Source organism: Aquariibacter albus (assembly GCF_014145335.1).
Taxonomy (GTDB): domain Bacteria; phylum Pseudomonadota; class Gammaproteobacteria; order Burkholderiales; family Burkholderiaceae_C; genus Aquariibacter; species Aquariibacter albus.
This window is the reverse complement of record NZ_JACIVI010000001.1, coordinates 181,419-192,505: the sequence shown is the minus strand read 5'-3', so window position 1 is coordinate 192,505 and position 11,087 is coordinate 181,419. Positions and strand designations below refer to the sequence as shown.

At 72.5% G+C, this 11,087-nt stretch carries 8 protein-coding genes; 6 read left to right on the top strand and 2 right to left on the bottom strand.

All coding sequences use genetic code 11. The features are described 5' to 3' along the window. The first annotated feature begins 93 nt into the window (after positions 1 to 93). The 4 genes from H4F90_RS00930 to H4F90_RS00915 are packed head-to-tail and all read left to right on the top strand — an operon-like array spanning position 94 to position 2,560. Positions 94 to 915 (top strand): MotA/TolQ/ExbB proton channel family protein, encoded by an 822-nt coding sequence (locus H4F90_RS00930; protein ID WP_182660587.1) that lies wholly within the window; start codon positions 94 to 96, stop codon positions 913 to 915. A gap of 15 nt (positions 916 to 930) precedes the next feature. Further along, entirely contained in the window at positions 931 to 1,374 is a 444-nt protein-coding gene (locus H4F90_RS00925; protein ID WP_182660585.1) for an ExbD/TolR family protein, read from the top strand. A 28-nt stretch (positions 1,375 to 1,402) separates the two neighbouring features. Next, entirely contained in the window at positions 1,403 to 1,852 is a 450-nt protein-coding gene (locus tag H4F90_RS00920) for an ExbD/TolR family protein (protein ID WP_182660583.1), read from the top strand. Positions 1,853 to 1,858: 6 nt separating this feature from the next. Further along, positions 1,859 to 2,560 (top strand): energy transducer TonB, encoded by a 702-nt coding sequence (locus H4F90_RS00915; RefSeq protein ID WP_182660581.1) that lies wholly within the window; start codon positions 1,859 to 1,861, stop codon positions 2,558 to 2,560. Positions 2,561 to 2,603: 43 nt separating this feature from the next. Here H4F90_RS00915 and H4F90_RS00910 read toward each other — a convergent pair whose 3' ends face one another. Both H4F90_RS00910 and map read right to left on the bottom strand, forming a co-directional pair. Then, positions 2,604 to 5,234 (bottom strand): [protein-PII] uridylyltransferase, encoded by a 2,631-nt coding sequence (locus H4F90_RS00910; protein ID WP_182660579.1) that lies wholly within the window; start codon positions 5,232 to 5,234, stop codon positions 2,604 to 2,606. Between the two features lie 10 nt (positions 5,235 to 5,244). Next, on the bottom strand, positions 5,245 to 6,060 hold the full coding sequence (map, locus tag H4F90_RS00905) for a type I methionyl aminopeptidase (protein ID WP_182660577.1): 816 nt from the start codon (positions 6,058 to 6,060) through the stop codon (positions 5,245 to 5,247). A 155-nt stretch (positions 6,061 to 6,215) separates the two neighbouring features. On the opposite strand from map, the gene purL reads away from it, so the two are divergent. Continuing rightward, on the top strand, positions 6,216 to 10,289 hold the full coding sequence (gene purL, locus H4F90_RS00900) for a phosphoribosylformylglycinamidine synthase (protein ID WP_182660575.1): 4,074 nt from the start codon (positions 6,216 to 6,218) through the stop codon (positions 10,287 to 10,289). Continuing rightward, positions 10,289 to 11,038 carry a 23S rRNA (guanosine(2251)-2'-O)-methyltransferase RlmB gene (gene rlmB / locus H4F90_RS00895; RefSeq protein WP_182660573.1) on the top strand — a complete coding sequence of 250 codons (750 nt, stop codon included), beginning with the start codon at positions 10,289 to 10,291 and terminating at the stop codon, positions 11,036 to 11,038. Before purL ends, rlmB begins: the two co-directional genes overlap by 1 nt. Positions 11,039 to 11,087 lie beyond the last annotated feature (49 nt).

Sequence of the window (11,087 nt, the reverse complement as noted above, 5' to 3'; positions counted from 1 at the left end):
AACCCCTATCATTCGGCGCGCCCGCGCGGGCCGCCGATCCCCCGGAGCGAGCGGCCCGCGCTGACCCGAACCCTGCCCCTGGAGCCCCGCCGGATGCCCGCCCTGCCCCTGACCCCCTCCCGGCCGACCTGCCGTGCCGGCCGGACGCTGGCCGCCGCCGCGCTGCTGGCCCTGCCGCTGGCCGCCCTGGCCCAGCCGGGGGCGGAGGCCGCCTCGGCAGCCGCCTCGGCCGCGGCAGCGCCCGCCTTGGACAACCCCTATGGCCTGGCCTCGCTGTGGGCTGGCTCGGACGGGATCGCCAAGGGCGTGCTGCTGATGATGGCCCTGATGTCGGTGGGCAGCTGGTACATCCTGATCGTCAAGCTGCTGGAGCAGGCCCGCATCGGCCGCCAGGCGCGCGAGGCCCAGGCCCACTTCTGGTCGGCCGGCAGCGTGGCCCAGGGCAGCACCGCACTCAGCGCCGGCAGCCCCTTCCGCTTCATCGCCGAATCGGCGCTGGAAGCCACCAAGAAGCACGAGGGCCTGCTCGGCCAGATCGACCTCAACGAGTGGGTGACGATGTCGCTGCAGCGCGCCATCGACCGCGTCGGCAGCCGCCTGCAGGACGGCCTGGCCTTCCTGGCCACGGTGGGCTCGACGGCGCCCTTCGTCGGCCTGTTCGGCACCGTCTGGGGCATCTACCACGCACTGACCGCGATCGGCGTGGCCGGCCAGGCCTCGATCGACAAGGTCGCCGGCCCGGTGGGCGAGTCGCTGATCATGACCGCCATCGGCCTGGCCGTGGCGGTGCCCGCGGTGCTGGGCTACAACTGGCTGGTGCGCCGCAACAAGGGTGCGATGGACGAGGTGCGCGCCTTCGGCGCCGACCTGCATGCCGTGCTGCTGGCCTCGGGCCCGCGGGCCGGCCGCGACTGAGCGTCCGCCGCCGCCATGAGCCCCCAGACCAGGACCCGCCTGCGCGGGCCCGAGGACGAGGACGCGGTGATCGCCGCGATCAACACCACGCCGCTGGTCGACGTGATGCTGGTGCTGCTCATCATCTTCCTGATCACCATCCCGGTGGCGGTCACGGCGGTGCCGGTGAACCTGCCCAAGGAACGGGTCGAGGTGCGCGAGACCAAGCCGGAGAACATCATCCTTTCGGTCGATGCCGCGGGCGGCATCTTCTGGAACGAACGGCGCGTCGCCTCCGAGGCGGCGCTGGTCGAGCAGCTCAAGGCCCGCGCGGCGGCGCAGCCGGCACCCGAGGTACAGATCCGCGGCGACCTGGCCTCGCGCTACGAGCCGGTCGGCCGCGTGGTGCTGGCCTGCCAGCGCGCCGGCATCCTGAAGATCGCCTTCATCACCGAGCCGCCGCCGCGCGGCGCGCCCTGAACACCCCGGCATCCGGAGCCCCTGCCCCATGGCCATGCAGATCGGCGCCCCCGGGGGCGCCTCGGACGAGCCCGAGGTGATCCTCGACATCAACACCACGCCGCTGATCGACGTGATGCTGGTGCTGCTGATCATGCTGATCATCACCATCCCCATCCAGCTGCATGCGGTGAACCTGAACCTGCCGCAGCCGCAGCCGCAGCCGCCGCAGGCCCCGCCCGAGGTGGTGCGCATCGAGGTCGACGCGGCCAGCACCGTCTTCTGGAACGGCCTGCCCCTGGCCGACGCCGCCGCACTGGAAGCCCGCCTGCAGGCCGCCGCCGCGCAGCCGGTTCCGCCCGAGATCCACCTGCGCCCCGACGCCGATGCCCGCTATGCCGTGGTGGCCGGCGTGATGGCCGCCACCCAGCGGGCCAAGCTCGACAAGTTCGGCATCGTCGGCAGCGAGCAGTTCCTGAGCCCGGCCGCGCCGCGCTGAATGCCGATGGTCTTTTCCGACGATCCCGAACTGCGGCGCCAAGCCGCCCGCCGCCGCCTGATCGGCGTGGGCAGCGTGCTGGCCCTGCACGGCCTGGTGATCTATGCCCTGGCCTCGGGCCTGGCGCGCGAGGCGGTGGAGGTGATCCAGAAGCCGCTGGTGGCGCGCATCGTCGAGACCTTGCCGCCGCCCCCCCCACCGCCGCCTCCTCCCCCCCCGCCGCCGCCGCCCCCGCGGCCGGTCAAGCTGCCCCCGCCGCCGCCCAGCCCGCCGCCGCCAGCCTATGTGCCGCCGCCGGAGATCCGGCCGGTCGTGGCGCCGCCCCCGCCGATCACGGCCGTGACGGCCGAGCCGCCTCGCGAGCCGCACAAGATCGAGCCGCCCCCCCCGCCCGCACCCCCCGCCCCGCCCGCCCCCCCGGCGCCCCCGGCCCCGTCGCCGCCTCCCGGGCCGGTGAGCCGCGACGTCGGCCTGGCCTGCCCGGTGCAGGTGCGGCCCGAGATGCCGCGCAAGGCCCTGCAGGACGGCATCTCCGGCCTGATCCGCGCGCAGGCACGCATCGTCGGCGGCAAGGTGGTGGACGTGAAGATCCTCACCGGCCCGCGCGTCTACCACCAGGCGGTGATCACGGCGATGAAGCAGTACCAGTGCGTCAGCGACGCGGCCGAGGTGCTGGTGACGCAGGAGTTCGACTTCAAGGTCGAGTGAGGCGCAGCGCGCGTCCCCGCGCGCCGCGCCGCCCGCCCGACGCTCAGGCGATCGCGTCGAGCAGCTGGGTCTCGAACTCGATCTGCTCGCGGTTGCGCTGCAGCGAGTTGCCGTCGATCAGGAAGGTGTCCTCCACCCGCTCGCCCAGGGTGCTGACCTTGGCCAGCTGCAGGTTGATGCCGTGCTGGGCCAGGACGCGGGCGATGGCATAGAGCAGGCCGGAACGGTCGCTGGCCGAGACGGTCAGCAGCCAGCGCTGGCCTCGCTCGTCGGGCTTGAGCGAGATCCGCGGGGTCACCGGGAAGTGCTTGACCCGGCGCGACTGCCGCCCGCGCGAGGGCTCGGGCAGGGGCGCACCGCTGACCAGGGCGGCGGCGAGCTGGTTCTCGACCAGGGCGATCAGGTCGCGGTGCTGCAGCTCGGCCTCGCCGTGCATGGGCGCGAGCACCTGGGGCGAGGTGACCTCGAAGGTGTCGAGCGCATAGCCGTGCCGGGTGGTGTGGACCTTGGCGTCGAGGATGTTGAAGCCGGCGTGGTCGAAGTAGCCGCAGATGCGCGCGAAGAGGTCCTGGCGGTCGCGGGCATAGACCAGCACCTGCAGGCCTTCGCCGACGCTGGACGGCCGCGCGCTGACCACCGGCTGCTCGCTGTCCAAGCGGCGCGACAGGCAGCGCGCATGCCAGGCCAGGTCGGCCGCGTCGTGGCGGGCAAAGTAGCTGATCTCCAGCGTCTTCCAGACCGCTTCCTCGCTGCCGGGCAGCTGGCTGTGCAGGGCCAGGATCTGTCGCGCCTCCTGCTTGCGCGCGTCGATCTCGGCGGCCGCATTCGGCTGGGCCCCGCCCAGGGCGCGCAGGGTGGCGCGGTACAGATCCTCCAGCAGCTTGCCCTTCCAGGCGTTCCAGACCTTGGGGCTGGTGCCGCGGATGTCGGCCACCGTCAGCAGGTAGAGGGCAGCCAGGGTGCGCGTATCGCCCACCCGGCGGGCGAAGGCCTGGAGGGTGTCCGGGTCGGACAGGTCCTCCTTCTGCGCGACGCGGCTCATCGTCAGGTGCTCGCGCACGAGGAACTCGATCAGGCGCGCATCCTCGGGGCCGATGTCGTGCTCGCGGCAGAAGCGCCGCACCTCGTGGCCGCCCAGCTCGGAATGGTCGCCGCCGCGGCCCTTGGCCACGTCGTGGAAGAGCGCCGCCACGTAGAGCACCCAGGGCCGCTCGAAATTGGCGGCGATCTGCGTGCAGAAGGGGTACTCGTGAGCATGCTCGGGCACGAAGAAGCGCCGCACATTGCGCAGCACCATCAGGATGTGCTGGTCCACGGTGTAGACGTGGAAGAGGTCGTGCTGCATCTGCCCGACGATGCGCCGGAAGACCCACAGGTAGCGGCCCAGCACCGAGGTCTGGTTCATCAGCCGGAAGGCATGCGTCTGGCCGCCCGGCGCGGTGAGGATCTGGCGGAACAGGGCGCGGTTGACCGGGTCGCGGCGGAAGGCCGCGTCCATCTGGCCGCGGGCGTTGTAGAGCGCACGCAGCGTGCGCGCCGACAGGCCCTTGATGCCGACGTTCGACTGGTAGACGAGGAAGGTCTCCAGGATGGCGTGGCGGTCGCGCTGGTAGAGATCGTCGTGGGCGACTTCCAGCAGGCCGCCCCGGTCGAAGAACTTGTCGCCGACGGGGCGCATCGGCCCCTCGGCCAGGCCGGCGATGCGCTCCTCGATGTTGAGCATCAGCACCTGGTTGAGCTGGGTCACGGCCTTGGCCGCCCAGTAGTAGCGGCGCATCAGCAGCTCGGAGGCCCGCTGGCCGGGGGTGCTGCGGTCGCCGAAGCTCTCGGCCACGGCGGTCTGCAGGTCGAAGACCAGGCGGTCCTCGCGGCGACCGGCCACGCTGTGCAGGCGGGCGCGGATCAGCTTGAGCTGCGCCTCGTTGCGCTGCAGCTGGCGGGCCTCGAAGGGCGTGACCAGGCCATGGGCCGCCAGCTCGCGCCAGGTGCGACCCAGGCCAGCGGCACGGGCCACCCAGATCACGACCTGCAGGTCGCGCAGGCCGCCGGGGCTTTCCTTGCAGTTGGGCTCCAGCGCGTAGGGCGTGTCCTCGTACTTCTGGTGGCGCTGACGCATCTCCAGCGTCTTGGCGCGCAGGAAGGCGGCCGGGTCCATGACCTCGCGCTGGGCCTGCACGAAGCGTTCGAAGAGCTTGCGGGCGCCGAAAAGGAAGCGGGCCTCCAGCAGCGCCGTCTGCACGGTCACGTCGGCCAGGGCCTCGGCCACGCATTCCTCGACGCTGCGCACGCTCTGGCCGATCTCCAGGCCGACGTCCCAGCAGGCGGTCACGAACTGGCTCAGGCTGGCCTGGATCCCGGGCTCGTCCGAGGACAGGCCTTCGGGCAGCAGCACGAGCACGTCGACATCGGAAGCCGGGAAGAGCTCGCCGCGGCCGTAGCCGCCGACCGCCACCAGGGCCGCGCCGCGCGGCATGCCGCTCAGGCGCCACAGGCGCCACAGGCGCTTGAGCGTCGCATCGACATGCCGGGCCAGCTGCGTGAGCAGCAGGTGGGCGGTGGTGGCCGTGGGCCGGGCGCGCATGAAGCGCTCGATGCGCTCGGCCTTGCCTTCGCGGAAGGCCCGGCGCAGCGCCGGCAGGTCGCTCAGCCCCTGGGGCTCGACGGGCAGCGACATCGCGGCGCGGTCAGGCGGACGCGCCGGCCTGCACGAAGTCCGGCGGCGGCGGGCTGCCGGCCGACAGCGTCAGCACCTCGTAGCCGGTCTCGGTCACGACGATGGTGTGCTCCCACTGGGCGGACAGCGAACGGTCCTTGGTCACGATGGTCCAGCCGTCGCCCAGCTCCTTGATCTCGCGGCGGCCGGCGTTGACCATGGGCTCGATGGTGAAGACCATGCCGGGCACCAGCTCCTCCAGCGTGCCGGGGCGGCCGTAGTGCAGGATCTGCGGCTCTTCGTGGAATTTCTGGCCGATGCCGTGGCCGCAGAACTCGCGCACGACGCTGTAGCCGGCGTTCTCGACGAAGGTCTGGATGCCGTGGCCGATGTCGCCGAGCTTGATGCCCGGCCGCACCTTGGCGATGCCCTTCCACATGGCCTCGTAGGTCAGGCTGCACAGGCGCTTGGCCGCGATCGAGCCCTCGCCCACGATGTACATGCGGCTGGTGTCGCCGTGCCAGCCGTCCTTGATGACCGTGACGTCGATGTTGACGATGTCGCCGTTCTTCAAGGGCCGCTCGTTCGGGATGCCGTGGCAGACCTGGTGGTTGACCGAGGTGCAGATCGACTTGGGATAGGGCGAGTAGCCCGGCGGCTGGTAGTTCAGCGGCGCCGGGACGGCGCCCTGCACCTCCACGATGTGGCGGTGCGCCAGTGCGTCGAGCTGTTCGGTGGTGATGCCCGGCTTGACATGCGGGGTCAGCATGTCGAGGACTTCGGACGCGAGGCGGCCGGCCACGCGCATCGCCGCGATGTCGGCGGCAGTCTTGATGGTGATGCCCATCGGGCGATTATCCAATGCCGATCCGGGCCGACCGGGGGCCGGGGCGGGCCCGGCGGAGGGGCCACCTAGAATTCCGGGTTTGCGAGGAGCCGGCCCCGCCGCCGGCCGCCCTCCCCCGCCGCTTCTGCCGCGGCCCCCAAGGCCCCCCGCCCCGCATGACCGCCTCTGCCTCCGTCATCCTCGCCTTCGAGGGCGGCAACGCCCTGTCCGACTTCCGTGCGCGCGCCCTGCTGGCCGCGCTGCAGGCCGAGGTGCCGCGGATCAGCGCCGTCCACGCCCGCGCCGTCCACTGGGTGGCGCTGGACGCGGCCCCGGCCCGCGAGGCGCAGGACAAGCTCGACGCCCTGCTGCGCTACGGCGAGCCCTATGCCGGCCCCGAGGCCGGCAAGGCGGTCGAGCGCATCGTGGTGATGCCGCGCCTGGGCACCGTCTCGCCCTGGGCGAGCAAGGCCACCGACATCGCCCGCAACTGCGGGCTCGCGGGCGTGCACCGCGTCGAGCGCGTCACCGAGTTCCTGCTCAGCCTGAAGACCGGCCTGCTCGGCGGCGTGCAAGCCCTGAGCGAGGCCGAGAAGCTGGCCTGCGCGCGCCTGCTGCACGACCGCATGACGGAGAGCGTGGCCTTCGAGCGCGAGGCCGCCCGCGCCCTCTTCGACGTGCAGCCCGGCCAGGCGCTGGAGCATGTGGACGTGATCGGCCAGGGCCGCACGGCCCTGGAGGCGGCCAACACCGCCTTCGGCCTGGCCCTGTCGGACGACGAGATCGACTACCTGGTGGCCGCCTTCACCCAGCTCGGCCGCAACCCCAGCGATGTCGAGCTGATGATGTTCGCCCAGGCCAACAGCGAGCACTGCCGCCACAAGATCTTCAATGCCGATTTCGTGATCGACGGCGAGAAGCAGCCGCTCTCCATGTTCGGCATGATCCGCAACACCGAGAAGCTGGCGCCGCAGCGCACCGTCATCGCCTACAGCGACAACGCCGCGGTGATGGAGGGCGGCCCCATCGAGCGCTGGGCGCCGCAGGGCCATGCGAATGCACCGGCCTACGCCGCGCAGCCCGCCACCGCGCATGTGCTGATGAAGGTGGAGACGCACAACCACCCCACCGCCATCAGCCCCTTCCCCGGCGCCTCCACCGGCGCCGGCGGCGAGATCCGCGACGAGGGCGCCACCGGCCGCGGCTCCAAGCCCAAGGCCGGCCTGACCGGCTTCTCGGTCAGCCACTTGCACCTGCCCGGCCTGGCCGAGCCCTGGGAGCGCGACCCGGTCGGCAAGCCCGAGCACATCGCCAGCGCGCGGCAGATCATGAGCGAGGGCCCGCTCGGCGGCGCGGCCTTCAACAACGAGTTCGGGCGGCCCAACCTGGCCGGCTACTTCCGCGTCTACGAGCAGACGGTCGAGGGCGGCCAGCTGGCCGGCCAGGCCCTGCCGCCAGTCCGCCGGGGATATCACAAGCCCATCATGATCGCCGGCGGCCTGGGCCAGATCCTGGACGGGCAGACGGCCAAGATCCCCTTCAAGGCCGGCACCCTGCTGATCCAGCTGGGCGGCCCGGGCATGCGCATCGGCATGGGCGGCGGCGCGGCCAGCTCGATGGCCGCGGGCGTGAACGCCGCCTCGCTGGACTTCGATTCCGTGCAGCGCGGCAACCCCGAGATCGAGCGCCGCGCGCAGGAGGTCATCAACCACTGCTTCGGCCTGGGCGAGGCCAATCCCATCCTGGCCATCCACGACGTGGGCGCGGGCGGCATCAGCAATGCCTTCCCCGAGCTGGTCGACGGCGCGGGCCTGGGCGCCACCTTCGACCTGCGCAAGGTGCCGCTGGAGGAGACCGGCCTGGCGCCCAAGGAGATCTGGTGCAACGAGAGCCAGGAGCGCTACGTCATCGCCCTGGACCCGGCTGGCCTGCCCGCCTTCGACGCCATGGCCGCGCGCGAGCGCTGCCCCTATGCCGTGGTCGGCGTGGCCACCGAGGCGCCCGAGCTGATCCTGGAAGACGGCCCCGGCGGCGAGCGCGTCATCGACATGCCCATGGCCGTGCTGCTGGGCAAGCCGCCGAAGATGCAGCGCAGCGTGCAGCGCGCCACCTGGGACGGCCGGCCGCTGGCGCTGGACGGCGTCGAGCTGGCCGAGGTGGCCCACCGCGTGCTGCGCCACCCCACGGTGGCGAGCAAGCGTTTCCTCATCACCATCGGCGACCGCACGGTGGGCGGCCTGAGCCACCGCGACCCCATGGTCGGCCCCTGGCAGATCCCGGTGGCCGACGTGGCCGTGACCCTGGCCGACCATGCCGGCCTGCGCGGCGAGGCCATGGCGATGGGCGAGCGCACGCCGCTGGCCGCCCTGGACGCGCCGGCCTCCGGCCGCATGGCGGTGGCCGAGGCCATCACCAACCTGCTGGCCGCGCCCATCGAGCTCTCGCGCGTCAAGCTCAGCTGCAACTGGATGGCGGCCTGCGGCGAGCCGGGCGAGGACGCCGCGCTCTACGACACCGTCCGGGCCGTGGGCATGGAGCTCTGCCCGGCCCTGGGCATCGGCGTGCCGGTGGGCAAGGACTCGCTCTCCATGCGCAGCCGCTGGCAGGACGGAGGGGAAACCAAGCAGGTCACCGCCCCGGTCAGCCTGATCGTCACCGGCTTCGTCACGCTGGACGACATCCGCGGCACCCTCACCCCGCAGCTCCAGCGCCTGCCGGCCGCGGCCGGCCGCCCGGCCTGCGGCGACAGCAGCCTGATCCTGATCGACCTGGGCCAGGGCAGGAAGCGCATGGCCGGCTCCATGCTGGCCCAGGTGCTGGGCCAGACCGGCCACCGCACGGTGGACGGCGTGCCCGATGTGGACGATCCGGCCCAGCTCAAGGCCCTGGTCGCGGCCATCAACCAGCTGCGCGCCGAAGGCAAGCTGCTGGCCTACCACGACCGCAGCGACGGCGGCCTGTGGGCGGCGGCCTGCGAGATGGCCTTCGCCGGCCAGCTCGGCCTCAGCCTGAACGTGGACCTGCTGATCACCGAGGGCGATGGCATCCGCGACAGCCGCGCCGAGGTGGGCGATTCGAAGAACTGGGCCACCCAGGTCGGCCCGCGCCGTGCCGAGCAGACCCTGCGCGCGCTCTTCAACGAAGAACTCGGCGCGCTCATCCAGGTCGCCACCGCCGATCGCGATGCCGTGATGGCCACGCTGCGCGCGCACGGCCTGTCGGCCCACAGCCACGTGGTCGGCAAGCCCAACGACCGCGGCGTGGTGGAGGTCTGGCGCGACGCCAAGGCCATCTTCAGCGCGCCGCTGCGTGCCCTGCAGCAGAGCTGGGACGAGGTGAGCTGGCGCATCGCCCGCGACCGCGACCACCCCGAATGCGCGGATGCCGAACATGCCGCCGCCGGGGCCGAGGGCGATCCGGGCCTGCATGTGGCGCTCGGCTTCGACCCGGCCGAGGACGTGGCCGCGCCCTTCATCGCCACCGGCGCCAAGCCCAAGGTGGCCATCCTGCGCGAGCAGGGCGTGAACAGCCAGGTCGAGATGGCCTACGCCATGCACCGCGCCGGCTTCGCCACGCACGATGTGCACATGAGCGACCTGCAGGCTGGCCGCGCGCGGCTCGACGGCTTCCAGGGCCTGGTCGCCTGCGGCGGCTTCAGCTACGGCGACACCCTGGGCGCGGGCGAGGGCTGGGCCCGCTCCATCCTCTTCAACCCGGCGCTGGCCGAGGCCTTCGCGGCCTACTTCCAGCGCAGCGACACCTTCACCCTGGGCGTCTGCAACGGCTGCCAGATGCTGGCCGCCCTGGCCCCGCTGATCCCGGGCGCCACGGCCTGGCCGCGCTTCGTGCGCAACCGCAGCGAGCAGTTCGAGGCCCGGCTCAGCCTGGTCGAGGTGCTGGATTCGCCCTCGATCTTCTTCCGCGGCATGGCCGGCAGCCGGCTGCCGATCGCTGTCTCGCACGGCGAAGGCCGGGCGGACTTCTCGCAGCGTGGGGATGCGAAGGCGGTGGCCGCGGCGATGCGCTTCGTCGACCACCATGGCCAGGCCACCGAGACCTATCCCTTCAACCCAAACGGCAGCCCGGGCGGCCTGACGGCGGTCACCACGGCCGACGGCCGCTTCACGGCCATGATGCCCCACCCCGAACGCGTCTTCCGCAACGCCCAGTTCAGCTGGACGCCGGGCGATGTGGCCGCCGACAGCCCCTGGCTGCGCATGTTCCGCAACGCGCGCACGTGGATCGCCTGATGAGCGCCGCGCGCCTGCTCTACGGCTTCCATGCCGTCACCGTGCGGCTCAAGACCGCACCCGCGTCCATCGTCGAGGTCTACATCGACAGCGCCCGCCGCGACGCGCGCATGAAGGACTTCCTGGCCCGCGCCCGCGAGGCCGGCCTGCGCTGCCACGACAGCGACGACGCGCGGCTGAACGCCCTGGCCGGGAGCCCGCGCCACCAGGGCGTGGTGGCGCGGGTGAAGGAGCTGCCGCAGGCCAAGTCGCTCGATGAACTGCTGGAGGCCGTGGAAGCCCGCGGCGAGGCCCCGCTGCTGCTGGTGCTCGACGGCGTGACCGACCCGCACAACCTCGGCGCCTGCCTGCGCGTGGCCGACGGCGCCGGGGCACATGCCGTGATCGCGCCCAAGGACCATGCGGTGGGCGTGAACGCCACCGTGAGCAAGGTGGCCAGCGGCGCAGCCGAGACGGTGCCCTACTTCATGGTCACCAACCTGGCCCGCACCCTGAACGAGCTGAAGGAGCGCAACGTGTGGATCGTCGGCCTGGCCGACGAGGAAGGCGGCACGCTTTACGACGTCGACCTGAAGCAGCCCGTCGCCCTGGTGCTCGGCGCCGAGGGCCCCGGCCTGCGCCAGCTCACCCGCAAGACCTGCGACCAGCGCGTCGCCCTCCCCATGGCCGGCGCGGTGGAAAGCCTGAACGTGTCGGTGGCCAGCGGCATCTGCCTCTACGAGGCGCTGCGCCAGCGCCGCGCGGGCTGAGGCGCTGCGGCGCCGGGGCGGCCGGCGCCTGCCTGGGCGCGGCCGCCGG